Source organism: Kitasatospora sp. NPDC051853 (genome assembly GCF_044452665.1).
GTDB lineage: Bacteria > Actinomycetota > Actinomycetes > Streptomycetales > Streptomycetaceae > Kitasatospora.
Genome location: NZ_JBITBY010000001.1, coordinates 1014776 through 1034249, shown reverse-complemented (window position 1 = coordinate 1034249; position 19474 = coordinate 1014776). Strand labels below are relative to the sequence as shown.

The 19474-nt window shown below is 74.8% G+C and carries 13 protein-coding genes; 7 read left to right on the top strand and 6 right to left on the bottom strand.

What is annotated here, in order from left to right:
- The first annotated feature begins 242 nt into the window (after positions 1–242).
- The gene (locus tag ACIA8O_RS04570; protein ID WP_396292036.1) at positions 243–746 is read left to right on the top strand and encodes a hypothetical protein; all 504 of its coding nucleotides are present in this window, start codon (positions 243–245) and stop codon (positions 744–746) included.
- Between the two features lie 97 nt (positions 747–843).
- On the opposite strand, the gene ACIA8O_RS04565 is transcribed toward ACIA8O_RS04570, so the two are convergent.
- Together ACIA8O_RS04565 and ACIA8O_RS04560 are read right to left on the bottom strand one after the other, a co-directional pair.
- Positions 844–3786 carry an AAA family ATPase gene (locus ACIA8O_RS04565; protein ID WP_396292035.1) on the bottom strand — a complete coding sequence of 981 codons (2943 nt, stop codon included), beginning with the start codon at positions 3784–3786 and terminating at the stop codon, positions 844–846.
- 587 nt (positions 3787–4373) lie between these two features.
- Entirely contained in the window at positions 4374–7748 is a 3375-nt protein-coding gene (locus ACIA8O_RS04560) for a hypothetical protein (protein WP_396292034.1), read from the bottom strand.
- Positions 7749–7926: 178 nt separating this feature from the next.
- Here ACIA8O_RS04560 and ACIA8O_RS04555 point away from each other — a divergent pair, with 178 nt between their 5' ends.
- On the top strand, positions 7927–8499 hold the full coding sequence (locus tag ACIA8O_RS04555) for a hypothetical protein (protein ID WP_396292033.1): 573 nt from the start codon (positions 7927–7929) through the stop codon (positions 8497–8499).
- A 25-nt stretch (positions 8500–8524) separates the two neighbouring features.
- Here the strand turns inward: ACIA8O_RS04555 and ACIA8O_RS04550 are convergent, their stop codons facing one another.
- Both ACIA8O_RS04550 and ACIA8O_RS04545 read right to left on the bottom strand, forming a co-directional pair.
- The gene (locus ACIA8O_RS04550) at positions 8525–9112 is read right to left on the bottom strand and encodes a histidine phosphatase family protein (RefSeq protein WP_396292032.1); all 588 of its coding nucleotides are present in this window, start codon (positions 9110–9112) and stop codon (positions 8525–8527) included.
- A 26-nt stretch (positions 9113–9138) separates the two neighbouring features.
- Positions 9139–9705, bottom strand: coding sequence for a TetR/AcrR family transcriptional regulator (locus ACIA8O_RS04545; protein WP_396292031.1), 567 nt, complete (start codon positions 9703–9705; stop codon positions 9139–9141).
- Between the two features lie 115 nt (positions 9706–9820).
- On the opposite strand from ACIA8O_RS04545, the gene ACIA8O_RS04540 reads away from it, so the two are divergent.
- Positions 9821–10567 (top strand): SDR family oxidoreductase, encoded by a 747-nt coding sequence (locus ACIA8O_RS04540; protein ID WP_396292030.1) that lies wholly within the window; start codon positions 9821–9823, stop codon positions 10565–10567.
- A 33-nt stretch (positions 10568–10600) separates the two neighbouring features.
- On the opposite strand, the gene ACIA8O_RS04535 is transcribed toward ACIA8O_RS04540, so the two are convergent.
- Positions 10601–11371, bottom strand: coding sequence for a hypothetical protein (locus ACIA8O_RS04535; RefSeq protein WP_396292029.1), 771 nt, complete (start codon positions 11369–11371; stop codon positions 10601–10603).
- 321 nt (positions 11372–11692) lie between these two features.
- Here ACIA8O_RS04535 and ACIA8O_RS04530 point away from each other — a divergent pair, with 321 nt between their 5' ends.
- The 4 genes from ACIA8O_RS04530 (at position 11693) to ACIA8O_RS04515 (ending at position 16301) form a co-directional block, all read left to right on the top strand.
- Positions 11693–14491, top strand: a complete 2799-nt coding sequence (locus tag ACIA8O_RS04530; protein ID WP_396292028.1) for an SCO7613 C-terminal domain-containing membrane protein — start codon at positions 11693–11695, stop codon at positions 14489–14491.
- A gap of 89 nt (positions 14492–14580) precedes the next feature.
- Positions 14581–14922 (top strand): VOC family protein, encoded by a 342-nt coding sequence (locus ACIA8O_RS04525; RefSeq protein WP_396292027.1) that lies wholly within the window; start codon positions 14581–14583, stop codon positions 14920–14922.
- Between the two features lie 61 nt (positions 14923–14983).
- Positions 14984–15292, top strand: a complete 309-nt coding sequence (locus ACIA8O_RS04520; protein WP_396292026.1) for a GNAT family N-acetyltransferase — start codon at positions 14984–14986, stop codon at positions 15290–15292.
- Between the two features lie 136 nt (positions 15293–15428).
- Positions 15429–16301 carry a hypothetical protein gene (locus ACIA8O_RS04515; RefSeq protein ID WP_396292025.1) on the top strand — a complete coding sequence of 291 codons (873 nt, stop codon included), beginning with the start codon at positions 15429–15431 and terminating at the stop codon, positions 16299–16301.
- 143 nt (positions 16302–16444) lie between these two features.
- Here ACIA8O_RS04515 and ACIA8O_RS04510 read toward each other — a convergent pair whose 3' ends face one another.
- Positions 16445–19315 carry an NACHT domain-containing protein gene (locus ACIA8O_RS04510; protein WP_396292120.1) on the bottom strand — a complete coding sequence of 957 codons (2871 nt, stop codon included), beginning with the start codon at positions 19313–19315 and terminating at the stop codon, positions 16445–16447.
- Positions 19316–19474: the final 159 nt, after the last annotated feature.

Below are 19474 nucleotides of genomic sequence, written 5' to 3'. Positions count from 1 at the left end.
GTCACTCCTGTGGGGAGGCTGTTTCCTTGCCCCACACCCTTCCGCGCGCCCCGCGCCGAAGGGCCCCTAGTCAACCCCTGTCGGACCCCTAGTGCCGGGCGCGGCACTAGCTCGCACGCCGTGGCCCCGGCAGCACCAATCCTGCGGCCCGGAAGGCGAATTGATCCACGTTCCGCACCCCTGCCCCGCCCTGCGGCGGTACCCTGGCACACCTGCGGCTGGCGCGGAACAGGGGGGGTCGTATGAGCTTCGGGAAGCCGACGGTCGAGGAGCAGTTCTCGATCGAGTTGGGCTGTCGCGTGAACGTGGAGGCCGGGGTCGGCTACACGAGGGTCGACTGGAGCGTCGCGCACCTCTCCGGCGAGGACCGCCGACGACCCCGGCAGGGCACCTCCGTCGAGTCGTTCACCTGCCCGCGCTGCCGGCAGGAGTTCTGCGTCACCGTCGAGAACAGCGCCACGGCACGCCGCAAGCGCGTGGTCTACCAGGTGCTGGGGGCGCTGCTGCTGCTCTCGCTGCTCTTCACCGTCCCGATGCTCGTCCAGCTCGGCGGGCAGACCGTCGACGAGAACGATCCGAACGCGACGGACGGGATCGGCCTCCTGTTGCTGTCCGCCGCCGTCGGGTTCGTCGCCGGGCTGACCTTCTTCCGCCTCGGCCGGGCCCACCTCGGCATCACCAAGTTCCGCCGGGTGGGCACGGACGGCGGGAGCTCGGTCCGGGTGAAGGGCCACCGGCTGTTCTGACCACCGCTCCGGAGCGACGTGCCTGCGGCCGCCCGGTCCGTGGACCGGGCGGCCGCAGGTCAGGCCGGGAATCAGGGCCGGGGATCAGGGCCGGGGATCAGGCCGGGCGGGCGGCCCTCGTGGCGGTCGGCTCCCCCGGGTCGGCGACCACCGCGGCGGCCGGGACCACCCGGGCCAGGTCGGCGCGGCGGCGGACGCCGAGCTTGCGGTAGACCCGGGTCAGGTGCTGCTCCACGGTGCTGACGGTGATGTAGAGCCTGCGGGCCACCTCCCGGTTCGACAGCCCCCGGGCGGCCAGCTCGGCCACCCGGCGCTCGGCCTCCGAGAGGCCGTCCAGCGGGGCGGTGTCCTGCACCACCGATAGCGTCGGCGTGGCCCGCAGCCGCCGATCGGTCTCCCGGGCCCGGCCGGGGTCTCCGTCCGTCCCGTGCGCCCGGCTCAACTCGGCCAGTGCCTGGGCGAGTTCGTGCTCCGCCCCGGCCTCCTCCAGCAGGCCGACGGCCCGCTCCAGCAGCGGGGTGCGCTCGGCCCGCTCACCGGCGGCCGCCCTGGTGAGCAGCGCGAGACCGCGGATGCGGGCGTGCCCGGCGGGGCCGAGGCGGTCCAGCTGCTGCTCGGCCAGGTGGACGGCCGCGTGCGGGCGGCCGAGGGCCAGCTGCGCCCGGGCCGCGCCGATCCGCCACGGCGCCAGGGCCGGCAGGTGGTCCAGCCCCCACCGCGCCATCAGGTCACCGCAACCGCGGTAGTCCGCCAGCGCCTCCTCGGCCCGGCCGGTCGCCAGCAGGTGCCCGGCCCGGGCGTGCCGGAGGTGCAGCCAGGCCGGGGTCAGCTCCGCCCCCTCGGGGACGGCCAGCCCCAGGTAGTGCGCGGCGTCCTCGTGCCGGCCCAGGGCCGTGCGGGCGGCGGCCAGGGTGGAGAGCGGCAGGCCCACCGCCACGCCCCAGGCCTCCGGCCGGACCTGGGCGAAGGCCGCCCGGGCCTGCTCGTCGGCCGTGCGCGGGTCACCCAGCCGGAGCGCGGTCTCGGCCCGCAGCGCCGAGAACAGCGCCTGCCAGGTCGGGTTCCCCCGGGCGCCCGACCGCTCGGCCACCGGGCCGCACCAGCGGGCCGCGCGGTCGGCCCGGTCGGTGTAGAGGAGCACGGTCAGCGCGGAGGTCAGCGAGTCCATCGGCACGCCGCCCAGACCGCCGGCCCGCAGCACCGCCTCCGCCCGCAGCACCGCCTCGGCGGGCTCGACCGTACCGGCGAGCAGCGCCTCCAACAGCCGCAGCCCGTCGGCCCGGTAGGCCGTCCGGTCCGGGCCGGCGGCGGCGCCGTCCCGCTGCCCCGGGTACCAGTACGCCAGCCAGGAGCGCAGCCGGGCCGCGCCCTGCGGGTCGGCCCCGTCCCGCTCGAAGCGGGCCAGCGCCTCCTGGCCCTCCGTCAGGCGGCCGTGCCAGTAGGAGTAGCGGATCGAGCGCAGCTCGTGCCGCACGGTGGAGGCGCGGTCGGTGACGGTGCCGGGGAGGGAGGGCACGCACTCGATCCGGTCCTCGCAGACCGGGGGGTCCGGGAGCTCCACGGGCTCGCCGTCCTCCGGCCGGGCCGGGGGCGGCGTCCCGAGCGGGTCCGGGGCCGGTTCGGGGGCGAGGTCGTGCCCTGCCCCGGGGGAGCAGGCCGGGCCCGCGACGTCCTTCGGGGAAACGGCCGGTACCGGAGCCGCCGGGGCCGTGACCGTGTACGGGTCCCGGGCCGCGTCCGGAGCATGCTCCGGCTCCGGGGCGCGAGCCGCGGAAGCCGCCGGGAAGGCGGGCGGCTCGGTCGCCGGAACGGGCACCGCCCACGGGCTGCGCAGGTGCCCCTCGGCGGCGCGGAACTGCTCGGCCACCGCGCCCTCCGCCGCCCCGCGCCGCCGCAGCAGCTCGCCCGCCCGCCGGTGCAGGGCGGCCAGTTCGGTGGGTCGGACGGCGGCCAGCAGGTCGCCCCCGGCCGTCGGGTGGCGGAAGCCGTCGCCGCGGAACAGGCCGGCCGCGTTCAGCAGGTAGAGCGCCCGGGTGACGGAGTCCGGTACCAGCAGCAGGAGTTCGGCCAGCAGCTCGGGCCCGGCGCCGGGGCCGAGCACCGCCACGCCGCGTGCGCAGCGCAGTGCCAGCGGGTCGATCCGGTGCAGGCAGTGCATCAGCCCGCGCCGGTAGCCCTCGCCGACCACCAGCCCACCAGCCGGGCGGCCCGAACCGCCGACGCCACCCGGGCCACCCAGGGCACCCGGACCACCCGCCCGCTCCTGATCGTCCATCAGCGCGTGCACCAGCAGCGGGTTCCCGCCCGTCAGCGCGTGCGCCTCGGCCGCCAGCCGGTCGGCCGCGCCACTGCCCAGGCGTTCGCGGAACAGCTCGGCGACCACCTCGACGGGCAGCAGCTCCAGCCGGACCTGGCGGTGGTGCGGCTGGCGGGCCAGCTCGACCTCGAAGAAGGGGTTGGGCGGGGTCATGGTCTCGCGCGAGCCGAGCACGGTGAGCACCGGCGCGTTCCTGGTCCGGCGCACCAGGTAGAGCAGGAACTCCAGCGACTGCGGGTCCGCGTCCTGCCGGTCGTCCACCGCCACCAGGACGGGGCCGCGGTCCGCCAGGCGCCGGACCAGGCCGAACAGGCCCTCCAGGGTCCGTTGGGTGAGCCGGGCGGGCCCGCCGTCGGCGGCCGCCGGGCCGGAGCCCTCCGCCACGCCCTGGGCCAGCAGCCGCTCGGCGCTCTCGGCCTCCGCGTGGTCCAGGTCGGCGCTCTGGAACAGCTGCCGGGCCAGGCCGAGCGGGAACTCCCGCTCCAGCGGCGAGCCGGTGCCCAGCAGCACCTGCACGCCCTGACGGGTCGCCAGGTCGGTGAAGGAGTAGAGCAGTTCGGTACGGCCGCTGCCGACCGAACCGTGCAGCGCCGTCACCCCGCCGGCCCCGGCCGTGCAGCGCTCCAGGCCCTGGACGAGGCGGCCGAACTCGGTCCCGCGGCCGGTCGGCCGGGCTCTGGGCGGATCCAGCGGGGCGGGCGGGAGGGAGAGGTGCGTGGGCATCGGGTACTCCTGGAGCAGGCGGCGCGCCGGGCGGGCAGGCGGATTGCCCTCCGCGCACGCGGGGTTTCAGACGGGTTCGGGGAGGGGTGGGGTCAGCGCTCTCCGTCGGTCCGCCGCGCGTGTCTGCTGCACCGCGCGGGGCCGACCGCCCTCAGCGACAGAGCGAACTGGCGCGGCGGTGCAGGTCCACGTCGAGCCTGGCCACCAGACGCAGGCGCGCGGCACCACGGCCGGCCGTCACCTGCTCCACTGCCATCCCCGCTTCCGTTCCCCCGGTCCACCACGCCGGGGCGTGGGGTGTGACGCCGTGTCACCGGAGATCCCCGGGACACCTGCTCCGGCGGCCCTCCCGGCCCGGTCGTCCCCGGCCCACGGCCGCGGACCGACACCTGACGGAGTCCACCTGCGATCGAGTCTATGAACCCCCGAGTGACGGAGTCAATCGGCGTCCACGACGGCGGGCCGCGGACCTCCGCTCCTCCGTGACCGCACCATCCGGCCCGGCCGAGCTGCGCAACCGCCCCGCAGGACCCCCGCGGGCCCGTGGCGGACTGACGGGCCGTCAGCCTGCCACGGGCCCGCGGCGCTCACTCCCGTTCGATCATCAGCTCCGTGATGTCCGGGTCCGGATGGCGCAGCCAGTGGACGAGTTCCGCCTCCCACCAGTCCGGGGGCCGGACACGGTCGGTGATCCACCGGGCCAGCCGCGCCGCCAGCAGGACGCCCTCCACCGTCTCCCGGGTCCGCAGCTGGTCGAAGACCGCCCGCACCGCGTGCTCGGGCGGCTCGTCGTCCCACCGGAGTCCGGCGTCCTCCGGCATCGCGGTCCAGCGCAGCGGGTGGCCTTCGAGCAGGTCCAGGACCCGGCTCCAGAGCTCCGGGGCCGGATCGCCCCCGACCAGGGCATGCGCCGCCACCGCCTGGGCGGTCCGCGCCGCCGCACCGCCGAGCCCGGCCGACTCCAGCCGGTCCACCAGGACCTCCAGCAGGGCGGGCGCGGTGACCTCGGGCCCGAACCGGCCGCCGACCAGCGCCGCCAGCCGCCTCCGCGCCTGGACGGCGACCTCCGCGCCGTCGGCCCCGCCGAGGTCGCCGACGCCGCCGGGGCCACCATCGTCGGGACCACCACCGTCGGCGGGACCACCGCCGTTCGCCAGGAGCGCCAGGCGGTCCACCGCCTCGGTCCAGGGCCCGACGAAGGCCCGGCCGTCCTCCTCCCCGGCGATCAGCCGGACCGCCGCCCGCCAGATCCGCCCCGGCCGGCCGAAGGTCACCAACTCCCGTGCGGCGGCCGCACCTCCGGGGCCACCGGCCGTCAGGCAGCCGTGCAACGCGGCGTACGCCCCCTCGGCCACGTCCGGGTCCGGGTACGCCGTCGCCTCGCTGAGGAACCGCTCCCGGGCGGGCCGCAGCACGACGTCGCGTTGCCGGCCGACCGCCTCGGACACCGCCGCCCAGACCGCGGGTTCGCCCAGGGCGTCGAGCAGCCGTGCCGCCACCTCCGGACGGTCCAGGAAGCCCGTGAGCACGGCCCCGATCCTGGCCCGGACGTCCCGGTGGAGGCCGGGCGCGTCCCAGGCCGCCCGCGCGGTCCGCAGGACCACCGGGTCCGACAGGTCCCCGAGGGCGCCGACCAGCTCCTTGCCCGCGCCGACGCCGACCGGCGCCGCGGGGTCCGCCAGCCACCGGGTCAGCAACGCCTCGGCCTCCGCCTCCGTGCTCCGGGCCAGCAGGTGACGGACCGCCAGGGCGGCTGCCCGCCCGCGCATCCCGCCCCCGCCGAGATGGGGCACCACCGACGGGAGCGCCTCCCCGGGCGGCAGCACCCGCGCCAACTGCCGGAGCGCGGCGGCGGCCACCGGCTGCGGGCCGCGTTCGACCGCCTCCCGCAGCAGGCCCGGATCGGTCAGCACCCGTGCGGCGGCCGCCCTCGCGGCCGGCTCGGCCTCCTCGCCGGACACGGCCGGGCCGACCAGTGCGGTGTGCTCCGCGGCGGCCTGCGGACCGGCTCCCGGCGGCAGCGGCGGGGCCCAGGCGAACCCCTGCCGCCGGGCCTGCGCGAAGAGACCCGCCAGCAGGTCGGTCCGGTTCCGGGCCAGCACCTGCCAGACCGCCTCCAGCCGGACGAACTCGAGCTCGGCGGAGACCAGTTGACCGCACCGTTCCTCCCGTCCGCCACCGGAGGAGCGCAGCCACAGTCCGGCCGCCAGCTCCCGCAGCCCTCCCCGCTCCGCGCCCCCTTCGCCGTCGCCGTCGCCGCCGAGCAGGTACTCCTCCAGGCGGGCGTCCACCCGGGGCAGCGGTGGCAGCAGTGCGGCCAGCCGCAGCCAGCGGCCGGGGCGGCGCATCGCCGCCGTGGCGTGCAGGCCCTCCCAGACCGCCTCCGCCACCGGTACGGGGAGCCCCAACTCGCCCTCCCCCCGCACCGGAAAGCGCGCGTGCCCGGCCAACTGCGCCAGCAGTCCCGTGAGTTCGGCCACCCGTGGGTGCTCCCCGTCGGCGACGGCACGCCGGAGGGTCAGCCGCAGCCAGCCGGCCATCGGCTCCAGGCAGCGCGCCGTGGCGTCCCGGGCCTGGGCCACCGTCAGGGTGGCGTCCCGCAGCACCTCGGTCGGCACCGCCGCGAGGAGCCGGGCCGGTACCTCGGTCATCCCCTGGAGCACCGTCTGCCGCACCTCGGGGTGGTCGTGCCAGGCCCGTTCGGTCAGGCGGACGATCCGGGCGAACTCGGCCGGATCGCCCTCCACGGTCGCGCAGGCCAGCAACGCGCCCCACCCGTCGGCCCGTTCGTGCCGGCGCGGCGAACCCGCCGCCCGGGCCAGGCGCTCCTCCGCCTCCGCGAGCGGCAGCAGCCGGACCACGCGGAGCACCCTCGACGCACGCCCGCCGGGGCGCTCCGCCAAGTGGGTGCGGACCAGTTCGGCCCGCTTCTCCGGCCCGAGCGCCATCACCGGACCGGCCCCGGGGAAGCTCCGGCCCGTCGACCCGGCGATCATCTCCGCCGCCACCTCGGCCCGGAGCTCCGGCTCCAGCAGCGCGAGCAGCGGCTCGACGGGCAGACCCTGGTACGGGCCGCCCCGGTAGCGCCCACGGCAGGTGCGGGCGAGCAGCACGCGCTGTTCCTCCGGCAGGCGGCCGATCGCCCTGGCGACGTGCGTCGGCAACTCCCGGTCCGGAATCGCGAGTTTCTCGATCCCCCGACTCCTGATGAGCTCCGCCACCCGGGCGGGCTGGGCCAGCAGCTCGACCACCGCCTCCGCGGTGAGCAGCCGCCAGGCCGTGGCCAGCAGGTGGAATCCGGCCTCCGGGTCCCGCCGGGTGGCGGAGGTGACCAGGCGACGGTTGGAGCCGTTCCAGGGAATCGGGGTCGTCCCGTCGCCGCCGTACAGCCGTTGGCGCTCCTGCTCCTGCTCGGCCAGCAGCCGGGCCACCGCCACCGGCGCGGTCCTGGCCAGTCCGGCCAGCACCCCGTGGTCGATCGCCAACCGGGCGAACCAGGGGTGGACGGTCTCCGGGGAACAGGCCACCAGCAGGCGTGCCGCCTCCCGCCGCCCGTAGCGGTCGTACACCTCCGGCAGCAGCCGGTCGGCCAGTTCCCGCTTCCCGGTGCGGCGCAACTGCCGGTAGAGGGCGAGGCGGTGGGCCTGCGGCGCGGTCCGCGCCACCTCGGCCAGGGCCTCGTCGGGCACCGGGAGCCGTCCGGCCGCGGCCAGCGCGCGGGAGCGGAGGGCGGGGTCGTGGAGCGCCGCCACCACGCGGTCGAGGTCGCGGCGGACGGTCGCCAGGAAGAGTGCCGTGTGCCGGTCCTCGGCGGTGCCGCCGTCCAGGGCCGCGTGCAGGCCGCGGTACTCGTCGGGAGTGAGCCGCCTCGCCAGGCGGGCGATCGCGCTCCGGCGGGCGGACCTCGGGAGGTCCTGCTGGCCCGGCAGGGACGGGCCGTCGTTCTTCTGCTGTTCCGCCACCGCGCTCACCTGCTGGTGAGGCGCGCGGCCTTTCGCTTCGTCGTCATGGCCGGGGATGCTGTCACCCCACCGTCCCCGCGCGCAAACCCTTTCCCGCTTCCGCCGCTGCGCGCAACCATCGGCGCCGCGCCCACGTCCTTACTCGTGACTGGCCAGGAACGAGCCGAGGAGGCACCCGATGAAACGCCTGGTCGTGATCCCCCTGGTGGCCGTCCTGCTGGGCGGAGGAGTGGCCTCGGCCACACCCGTCACCACCGCCGCAGCGGCCTCCGTGACCTGCCCGACGGGCTGGGGCAGCCTGCCGGAGTCCGCCACCTCCACCAACTCCCGACCGCTCACCAACGTCCGGACCGGCGCGCACCCCTGCTTCGACCGCCTCGTCCTCGACGTCCCCGGCACCTCCGCCGCCCACCCGGTCGGCTACCACGTGCAGTACGTCGGCACCCTCTACCAGGACGGCTCCGGTAACCCGATGCCCGTCCGCGGCGGAGCGATCCTGGAGATCTACGCCGACGCCCCCTCCTACGACCCCGCCACCGGTACCCCCACCTACCCCGGCCGCGCCGGCCAGCCCCTCCCCGGCGTCGACCTCACCGGCTACCGCACCTTCGTCGAGGCCAAGTTCGCCTCCAGCTTCGAAGGGCGCACCCAGCTCGGCCTCGGCGTCCGGGCCCGACTCCCCTTCCGCGTCTTCCAGTTGGACAACCGCCTCGTCATCGACGTCGCCCACAGCTGGACGGCCACCCGCTGACCCGCCGGTCCGCGGCCGCCCGTGACTACGGGACGTTCCACGCGGCGATGACCGGTCGCCCGTGTTCGGCACCCAGGAGGCCGAGGGTGCCCGGATGCGGGTGGCCGAGCAGGCCGGCGGCGGACGGGTCGAGACCGAGCCAGCGGACCGCCAGGACGCGGGCCAGGTGGCCGTGGGCGACCACGGCCACGTCGCCCTCGGCCAGCAGCGGGCGGATGCGGTCCAGCACGGCGTCCGTCCGGGCCGCCACCTGGCCGAGCCCCTCACCGGGATGGGCGGCGTCACCGGGGACGACCCCGTCGCGCCACAGGTCCCACCCCGGCCGGCCCGCCTCGATCTGTTCCGCCGTCAGGCCCTCGTAGCCGCCGTAGTCCCACTCCAGCAGGTCGGGATCGGGCCGCACCCCGGTGAGGCCCGCCAGTTCGGCGGTCCGCACGGCACGGCTCAGCGGGCTGCTGAACACGACGGCCGGCCGGCGCTGCGCCAGCCTCGGGGCGAGGGCCCGCGCCGCCGCCTCGCCGGCGGCCGTCAGCGGCACGTCCGTCCGGCCCGCGTACCGGCCCGACAGGCTCCACTCCGTCTGGCCGTGCCTGATCACCATCAGCTCTCCCATGGCCGTGCAGGATAGCTGACGACGTGTCAGCGGGCGGCGCGCAGACCGTCGAGGGTGATACCGAGGAGCCGCCGCGCCCGCCCGTCCGGGTCGTCGCTCCAGTCGACCCGCCACAGGAAGCCGACCAGCAGCAGGACGTCCGCCGCGTCCACGTCCGCCCGCACCACGCCCGCCTCCCGACAGGCGGCCAGCAGCCGTTCGATCGCGTCGGTCACCGGCCGGTAGTGCTCGGCCGACAGTTCGTTCCGGGTGGCCGCGTCCAAGGCGCCGGCCATCCCGTGCTTCACCCGCCCGAACTCCGCCAGCCGGTCGAACCACGACCTCAGCGCCCGCCAGGGATCCTCGCCGTCCGACAACTCGTCGACCGCCGCGACGAGTTCGGCGACGTCCTGCCGGTAGACCTCCAGCACGAGCGCCTCCCGGGTGGCAAAGTGCCGGTAGAGCGTGCCCTGCCCGACACCCGCCTCCCCCGCGATCGACTTCAGGGTGACGTCACCGGCCGCGCGCGCCAGCGCGTCCCGCGCGACCGCCAGGATGCGCGCACGGTTCTGCTCGGCGTCGGCACGCCGCCCCGCCCGTGACTCCTCAGCCATTCCGAACCCTCCGAACCCTCGACCCTCCGACCACCCCCATCCTAAACGGACATGTGTCCGCTAAGCTCACAGGAGTTCCGGACACGTGTCCGGTTCGATCCCAGGGGGTACATCCATGTCCGGAACCGACAACGTCCGGGGCAAGGTCGTCGCCGTCACCGGCGCGAGCAGCGGCATCGGCGAGGCCACCGCGCTCCTGCTGGCGGAGCGCGGCGCCCGCCTCGTCCTCGGCGCCCGCCGCACCGAGCGCCTGCGCGGCCTCGCCGCCCGCATCGCGGAACGCGGCGGCGAGGCCGTCTGGACCGCCACCGACGTCACCAGGCGCGCGGACCTGGCCGCGCTCGTGGAGCTCGCCCGGCAGCGCTTCGGACGCCTCGACGTCCTGGTCGCCAACGCCGGGATCGGCCCGGTCTCCCCGCTCGACGACCTACGGGTGGAGGACTGGGAGGCGATGGTCGACGTCAACTTCAAGGGCGTCCTGTACGGGATCGCCGCCGCCCTGCCGGTCTTCCGCGCCCAGGGCGGCGGCCAGTTCGTCCACGTCGTCTCCACGGCCGGCCTGAAGGTGGTGCCCGACCAGGCCGTCTACGCCGCGACCAAGAACGCGGTCCGGACCCTCTCCGAGGGCCTGCGCCAGGAGGCCGGCGACACCGTCCGGGTGACCGTGGTCTCGCCCGGCTTAGTCCGGACCGACTTCATCGACGCGGTCCCGGACGACCGTGTGCGCGCCGAACTCGCCTCCGCCAGGCAGCGGTTCGCCATCCCACCGGAGGCGGTCGGCGAGGCCATCGCCTTCGCCGTCGCCCAGCCCGCCGCCGTGGACGTGAACGACATCGTCGTACGTCCCACCGCACAGCGGTGAATGCGCGGCGGTGAGTGCGCGGTGGTGGGTGCGTCAGCCCGGGTAGGTGATCGAGCCCAGCGGCGGGCAGGGGAGGACGGCGTGCGAGACGCCGGGCCGCTCGACGAAGGCCCGGAGTTCGCCCGCCCGCAGACGGTGGGACTCCAACCCGTCGGCGTACCAGGCGTCGCGCCTGGCCCGGCCGTAGTCCCAGCTGTCGTCGATCAGGCTGAGGCTGACGTTGTCGGAGGCGCGCCGGAGGTCGGCCCTGACGGCGGCCGCCTGGAGCGCGGTCTGGGTCGCGGCCAGGTCGATGCGGGTCATCAGGACGCCGACGGTGTCCGGCTCGCGGGTCGGCAGGGGGGCCTGCGGGAGCAGCGAGACCCCGGTGTCCAGGCGGTCGATGTTGTCCATGCTCGCGCCCTGGGACTGCTTCATCATGATCTGCGCCTCCCGGTGCAGCCACACGAGCTCGTCGAGGTCGGCCTGGGATATCCGCATCCGCGCGTACAGGGCGCGGAACCGCGGATCACCGTGCAGCGGGACCATGGGCGGCATGTGGAGCACCAGGCAGTCGTTGAAGCCCCCGTCCACCGCGGCCTCCAGGTGGAAGAGGGCCACCTCCAACTGCCCCTGGGCGGCCGCCAGTCCGCCCAGGCTCGCCCGCCCCGCGGCGGCCAGCCAGGCGCCCTCCGGCCCGAGCGCCGTCGCGCGCTCCACCACCTCGTGCAGGCCCCTGGTGCCCGCGGCGGGGGCACCCCTGGTCAGCATGTCCACCAGCACCTCGTGCAGGCGGTTCATCACGGTGTGGACGGTGTCGGCCACGGATCACCTCGGACCTCGGCGGGAAAGGGTCGCGGAAGTGCCGATCCTGCGGCGCTCCCGTGAAGATGACGGTCCGTCAGGGTGATCAGTTCCACCGGCCGCCCCGACGCACCGCTCCCCCGCCGCGCTTCTCCCCTCCGTGCCGCCCCCTCCGCACCGCTCCCCTCCATGCTGCTCCCCTCCGTACCGCCCCCTCCGTACCGCTCCACGGCCGGGCGGCCCGCGACGGCGGAGTACCCGGTGCCCGCCGTTCGGCTGAGCACGCATTCTGAGTAGCCGTACTCATGGCCGGGCCGCCGCTCCGGCCTCACAATCTCCGTCATGACGACCGGTTCACTGCCCTGCCCGGGATGCGGCACGCCACTGGCCACCGCCCCCGGGACCGCCCGCTGCCCCGCCTGCCGGCTGCCGCTGCTCGGGCCGGACGCCGCCGCGCTCTGGCAGGTGACCGTCGCCCTGAACGCGCTCGACGCCCAGCGACACGGGCTGATCGTGCGACGGGACCAGCTCCTCGCCGCCCTCCGCGCTCGGCAGGACCTCCCCGTCCCCCCGCCTGTCCAGGCGCCCGCCGGCCCCAACTGGGCCGCACCGGGCACGCCCTGGGGGCTGCCGCCCGCGCCCGCCAAGGAGGTCTCCGGGCCGTCCGCGCAGACCGTCCTGCTGGTGCTCGGCGGGCTGATGGTGGCGATCGCGGCGCTGGTCTTCACCGTCGTCAGCTGGGGCAGCCTCGGCATCGGCGGCCGGGCCGCGGTACTCGCCGCCGTCACGCTCTGCGCACTGCTCGTCCCGCTGCCGCTGCGCCGCCGCGGGCTCACCGCCACCGCCGAGACCTTCGCCGTGCTCGGCCTGGCCCTGGTACTGCTGGACTGGCTCGCCGCCCGAGCCGTCGGCCTCGCCGGTCTCGACCGCGTCCCGGCTGCCTCCTACTGGGCGGCGGCCACCGCCCTGACCGCCCTGGGCGCGGCCGTCTACGGCACCGCACTCTCCCTCCGCGGTCCCCGCGCCGTCGCGCTCGCCCTCGCCCAACTGCCGCTCTCGCTGGCTGCCCTGGCCATCGACACCGACATCGGCGGCTACGCGACCGCCTTCCTCCTCACCGCCCTGCTCGACCTCCTCGCGGCCACCCGCCTCGCACCCCGGAGCGCCGCCCCCACCCCCACCCCCGCCACCACTCCCACTTCCACTTCCACGTCCGCAACGGGCTCGGCGCACGCGCTCATCGCCTGCGGCACCGGCTTCACCCTGCTCGGCGCCCTCACCTCCGCCACCCAGCTGTTCACCGCGACCACCCTGACGGAGGCCCAGCTCGCCTGGCCCGCCCTCGTCCTACTGGCAGCCCTCGGGCTCGCCGTCTCCACCGGACGGCCGGCGTCCCTGCTCCCCCTCCCCGTCGGACACGAACTGCGCTGCGCCGCGGCCGTCCTGGCCGGTGCGGCCCCCCTCGCCGGAATCGGTACCGGCCTGCGCTTCGCCCTGCCCGCCGCATGGGTCCCGGCCGGCTACGCCGTCCCGGGGGCACTGCTGCTGCTCGGCACCCTCCACGTCCTGACCTCCTCCACCCCGGCACCCGCCGAGGCCACGGCCCCGGCAACACCCGCAGCGCCCACGGCACCCCCGGCACTCCCGACGCCCGCAACGGCCTGGGCCCCGCCCACCGGCACCGCTCCCACCACACCCTCCGCACCGCCCACCCCCCTCGGCCTGTTCATCGCCGGAGCCGGCGCCGTCCTCCTCGCCCAACTCGCCGCCCTGCCCGCCCTCGCCCTGGCCTTCTTCGGCCCGATGGAGCGCTGGGCCCTCGCCTGGGACTGGGCCGGTACGACGACCACCACCGCCGAGCTCCACACCACCAACTGGTCGCTCCCGCTCGCCCCGGCCGTCCTGTTCGGGCTGTTCACGGCGCTGCTGGCCATCGCCGCCGCCCGCTGCACCCGCACCTGCCGCCCCGTACCCGGACGGGCCCTGCTCCGCGCCGCCCTCGTCACCGGCTCGGTCCTCGCCTGCCTGCTGCCCGCCCTCCTCGGACTCCCGCTCACCGTCGGCGCGTTCTGGGCCCTGCTGCTCGCCGGGGCCACCGCCGCCGTCCTGGCGCAGCAGCGCCCCGCCGACCCCGCCCCGTACCTGCTCGCACTCCTCCCGGCCGCCACCGCCGCCGTGGTCTGGGGCGGGACCGACCGGACCGCGACCCTCGTCGTCTGGTCCGTCCTGACGGTCGCCGCCGCGCTCCTCGCCGTCCGCCTCCCGCGCCGCTGGGCCCCGCCGTTCGGCGTCTTCGCGGTGGCCGCCCTCGCCGTGACCGCGCTCGCCGCCGGGCGGACCGGTGGCCTGGCCCCGTACGAACTCGCCTTCCTACTGCTGGCGGTGACCGCCCTCACCATCCCCGCGGCCGCCCACCTCGCTCGCCAGGCCCGCGAAGCCCACGCTCCCGCAGCCCCTGCCCTCGCCCCCGCAGGCGGTGCGCGCACCGCCCTGGCGACGGCCGTGGAGTGGACGGGGTACGTCGTCGCGCTGCCCGCGTTCGCGCTGACGGCCGGTCACCCGGGCGCGCTCAGCCTGGCGCTGGCCGTCGGCGGCGTGCTGGCCCTCGCCGCGGCGCTGCGGCCGGACCGCCGCCCGGTCGCACTGGTCGGCACCGGCCTGCTGGTGCTCTCCTCCTGGGTGCGCCTGGCCCTGGCCGGGGTCACCGTCCCCGAGCCGTACACGCTGAGCGTGGCCGCGGCCGCCCTGACCATCGGTCACCTGCGGCGCCGCAGAAGCCCGGAGCTCTCCTCGACCGCCGCCTACGGCGCCGGCCTCGGGCTCGCCCTGCTGCCGAGCCTGGTCGCGGTCTGGGCCGATCCGAACTGGCTGCGCCCGCTGCTGCTGGGCGCCGCGGCCCTCGCCCTCACCGTGCTGGGCGCCCGGCAGCGGCTCCGCGCACCACTGCTCTACGGTGCCGTCACCCTCACCGCCGTGGCGGTGCACGAGCTCACCCCCTTCGTGACCCAACTCGTCGGCGCGCTCCCCCGCTGGGTGCCACTGGCGGCGGCGGGCCTGCTCCTGCTGGTCCTCGGCGCCACCTACGAGCGGCGGCTGCGTGACGCCCGCCGGGTCCGTGACGGCCTGCGGCGCTTCCGGTAGCCGGGCACGAGTTGACGGACCGTTTCCGCGCAGGTGACGGCATGTCAGGCGGTTGACGCGGGCGGGGGTCGTTGTGGTTAGGGTGATCCATGACTGTCTCCGCAACGATGATCACGATCGACTGTTCCGCCCCGCGCGAACTGGCCCAGTGGTGGGCCACCGCGCTCGACGCCGAGATCACCAATGACTTCGGCGAGTTCGTGATGGTCGGTGCGAAGCCGTTGACGCTCGGGTTCCAGCAGGTGGCCGAACCCAAGCTGAGCAAGAACCGGGTCCACCTGGACTTCGCGGCCGACGACCTGGCGGCCGAGGTCCGGCGGTTGGTGGAGCTGGGCGCGACGGTCGTCGGCGAGCAGCAGGTGCCCGGCCTGTCCTGGACCGTCCTCCAGGACCCGGCCGGCAACGAGTTCTGCGTCAGCCACGGCCACTGACGGCCCCGCCCCCACACCCGCACTCGTGTACGAACACCTCACCGACCACGCTGGAGCCCCGATGGAATCGAAGATCGTCGACCGCCCCGACCTCTCCCGCTACGAGGTCATAGTCGACGGCGACCGGCTCGCCGGGTTCGCCGAGTACCGCCTCGGGGAGGGCGAGATCGCCTTCACCCACACCGAGGTCAACCCCGCCTTCGAGGGCCACGGCCTGGCGAGCTCGCTCGCCCGCTTCGCCCTGGACGACGCCCGCGAGCGCGGCCTCGCGGTGCTCCCGTACTGCCCGTACATCAAGGGCTGGATCGCCAAGCACCCCGAGTACGTGGACCTCGTCCCGGTCGACAGCCGCGACTACTTCGAGCTCTGAGCCCCCACCCCCGCCCGCCCGGGCCCCGGAACCCGGCCGGGGTGTCGCGTACCTGATCGCGCGACACCCCGGCCGTCCCGCCGCCCGTCCCCTCCCGTTCACCTTCCGCCGCCAGACTCCAGCGCGGAGGTGCGCAGTGGACCAGGACACCATCACGGCGGACGGACGCGGGGTGACGGCCCCTTGGCGGGTGCTGTCCGGGGAACGGCCCGGCGGCGGGCCCGAACGGCTGACGGAGGACCACCTCGTGGTGCTGCCGGACGCGGTGGCGGTGCTCGACGGGGTCTCCACCGTCACCGACGAGGCCCCGCTCGGCGGCTGGTACGCCCGCACCCTCGGCGCACGGCTGGCCGAGCACCTCACCCGCCACCCGGCACTCCCCCTGCCCGTGCTGCTCGCCTCCGCGATAGCGGCCGTCGCCGCCGAGCACGGCCTGCGCCCCGGCTGCGGACCGGCCGCCACCGTCGCGGTGGTCCGCCGCCGCCGCGAACGGCTGGAGGCCGCGGTGCTCGGCGACAGCCCGGTGGTGGCGCTCCGTCGCGACGGCTCCGTCGACGTGCTGAGCGACGACCGGCTGGCCGCGCTGCTCGAACCCCGCCCGCAGACCGCCGAGTACCGCGCCCGGCTGGCGGCGGGCTCCGGCTTCGACCGGCGCCACCGCGAGCTGATGCGCGAACTCCGCGACTTCCAGCACACCGTGATCAACCGCCAGAACGGCTACTGGGTCGCCGAGGCCACCCCCGAGGCCGGCCTCCACGCCGTCACCGCCGCCTGGCCCCTCGCCGACCTGACCGACGTCCTCCTGCTCACCGACGGCGTCTCCGCCGCCGTCACCGACCACCACCTCCTCGACTGGCCCGCCCTCGCCGCCGACTCCCGCCGCACCCACCCCCAACAGGTCGTCGACGCCGTCCACCGCGCCGAGGCCACCGACCCCGACGCCATCGCCTGGCCCCGCCCCAAACCCCACGACGACAAGACCCTGGCCCACCTCCGCCTCACACCCTGACCTCCGCCGCCGGAGCCCACCCTCGCCGCCCGCTCCAACCAGTACGCGGAGCACTCGAAGTACTCCGTGCCCGAGGCCCGGGTCAGGACCGGCCTCCCACGCCCGCTCCTCGCTCACGCCCGTCTTGCCCCGGGGTCCGGGTTTCAGGTGCGCGGCCGGGGATTCTGAGTGATCGCCCCTGGAGGAAAGTGCTCGGTACCGGTGAAACCGCCTGGCCCGTTGAGGCGGATGACGAGGTTCGGAACGTCACGTAGCGGGCTGAGGTCAATGCGGTGGACTTCGTGGTGCTGCGAGATCGTGAGCCGCCGGAGCTCGGGAAAGACCCGGGTCAGGGCCCGGAGGGCCGGTTCGTCCTTCTCTTCCGTCCAGTTTCCCAGGAAGACCTCTTCGACCTGAGGCAGCACGACCGAGGTGTCCTGCAGCAGACGACGTTCGGCACCTCCTTGCAGCGACAGGAGCTTCAGCCGGGGCAGAGCGTTCAGCTCGGCCATACCTGCGGCGGGTCCGCACAGGCTCAAGGAATCCATGTTCTGCCAGCGCGAAATCCCCTTGAGGGTCAGGCCCTCGCATGAGGCCCGGCCCAGGAACAGGTAGGCCAGGTCGGCGTCACCGGGTAGGGCGTCAAGACGTCGGCGGGGCAAGGGCATGTCCAACCCCAGTCGCCGAAGTCCGGCCAGGTTCCGCAGCGCTCCGGGGCTGACCAGATCACAACCGAAGAGCGAAAAGCTTCTGACACCATGGTCGTTGACATCCGCGATGTCCACGAGTCCCGGGCATTCGTAGAGGCCCAGATGATCCAGGTTGGGACAGGACCTCAGGAATCCCAGGTCGCGCAAGGACGGATTGTCCTCGATCTGAAGGTACTCGAGTGTCGGCCCCGCCGAGTCGATGAGGAGACCGACGGGGAGGTTGCCGGTGACGGTGGCACCGGCCGGAGGTGCGAAGGTCCTCAGGACGGCGAGTTGCTCGGGCGTCGTCACGTGCAGGAACTGGCGCCCGGGCATTTCGGAGAGGATCTCGCGAGCATAGTCCTGGGTGTCGAAGCGGCCCCATGCGTTCTGCAGTTGCCAGGTCACCGCCGGATGTGTGCAGTCGCGGAACCTCCGAATGACGTGCATCCCGGCGTCGCCGCCGATCAGAGCGGCGGTGCGCACAACGGCCTCCGCCTCGTCCTCTTCCAGACCCTCGGGGCCGGCCAGCAGGTCCAGGACGACCGGACCGACCGCGGCGAGCTCCACGGCTTCCTGGGGACTACGCGGTGGAAGGAGCGTAGCGGTGCGCTCCTCGATCTGCTGTCGCACGACGGGGTCGAGTTCGGTGGCGGTTTCCAGGCATGCGGTCGCAAGCAGGTACAGACGGGCGCGGTGACGCGGCGTCCGGTCGCCGCGGGCGATCAACCGCCGTAGAAGTGAAGCGCGTTCGTGGGGACGGGCGTGACCGACGGCCAGGCGCACCACGTCCTCCCACTGATCGTCGTGAGCGTGACGCACCAGTAGCGGGAGATCACGAGCCTCGACCGCGGCCTTCGCACCGAGGTAGTCCTGAAAGGTCCGATGGATGAAGTCGACCGTGTCCGCTGCTGGGGCGCGAAGCAGACCGCTGCGCGCCAAGAGATGCTCGAACACCTCTTGTGCGCAACCCTGGGCCTCTACCTGCGGCATGGCCGGCAGCGCTTCACCGATGATGTGCTGCGCCGTGTCCCGATCCATCTCTGTTTGGCCGTTGCGGACCAGCCAGTACGCCAGGCGCTGGAGCAGCTGGACACTCTGGTGCTCCGTGAGCACCAGCCCTTCGGGAGCTGCGATGTCGCGTTCCCGGTCGCGGCGCACCAGCAGCATCGACAGCGCGGCCTCGTACAGTTCCATCCTCCGCTGCGGCAGATGCCCTCGCCGATCGCGGTGCAGGGCACACATCAGCGCACACAGCAACGGCGTCGTGGCAAGCCGTGCCAGATCCCTCTGTGAGCGCACCGCTTCCTTCAGCGCGGCTTCCAACCCCGCGAGATGGTCCTGCTCATCGCTCCCCGCCGCACCGGACGCGGCCGCCGCGTGCCAGCGGGTGGCGAACACCATCACATCGGCCGGACTCATCGCACGGACCGTCAGCTCCGTGAACCCACACCCTGCGAGCCATCCGTCCGGAACTGCCGACGGGCGACCCGTGACGACCACCGACACCTGCGGGTAAGCAGCGAGCAACTCCAGCAGCCAGGTCTTGGTGTGTGCCCGCTGTGCCTGGGGCACCTCGTCCAACCCGTCGACCAGCAGAATGCCGCGCCCTGCGGCCAGCACCCGGTCAGCCCACCCGGAGGGCTGTGCGGAGTCCAGCGGACAACCCACGGCGGCGAGGAACTCCCGCGGGCTGGGCAGTCCGCCTCGGCGCACCAGCGTACGCAACGGTAGAACGAACGGTACACAGTCCGCCAAGCTCTCCAGCTGGAACGGAAGTTCACCCCGTGAGGCGGCGACCGCCAGCCACTGCAGCAGTGTCGTCTTACCGCTGCCGGCCAAACCGCGCACCAGCACACGTCGAAGGCCCGCGAGCGCCTGCTCCGCCCGCTCGATCCGGACCTGCTGGCCGGCCGGTCCCGATGCCCCCTGAAGGTCTGCGGCGCCAAGCGCCGGACGCCGCTCGACACCGATGGCGAACTCAAGGCTCAAATACGCCGCGTCCAGTGGCCAGCACGCCCGCTCCGGCCGCGACAGGTCAAGGCCCACGACGGACAGCTGCCCGTGTCGGTGATCGACGTACCGCAGGTAGCGCTTCTCGAACTCCACCTCGTCCCGCCCGGCTGGAGCCACTCCGCTTCCAGGCTCGCGCCTGGGCAGAGCGCGCTGGCGCAGCTCGAGCAGAGGCCCGGGCTCCAACCTCAAACATGAGGCCAGCACGAGAACCGTAGCCTCGGACGGAACAGTCGGACCGTTCAAGGCACGGCTGACGGTGGTGTGCCCCAAACCGGCAAGACGCTCCAACGCGGTCATGGACAACCGCCGCTCCGCGCGCCGTAGCCGCAACCGCTCCTTCAACTCGGCCAGCTCCGACGACGATGCCCTCTCAACCAACGTCTACCCCCCACCATCCGCACGCGTTCATCTTCGTCCACCCGTACGGTGCTGTACTCGAAACGGCCGAACCTTCTGCCTGTCCGGCCCCACGACAGGCAGAAGGAACAC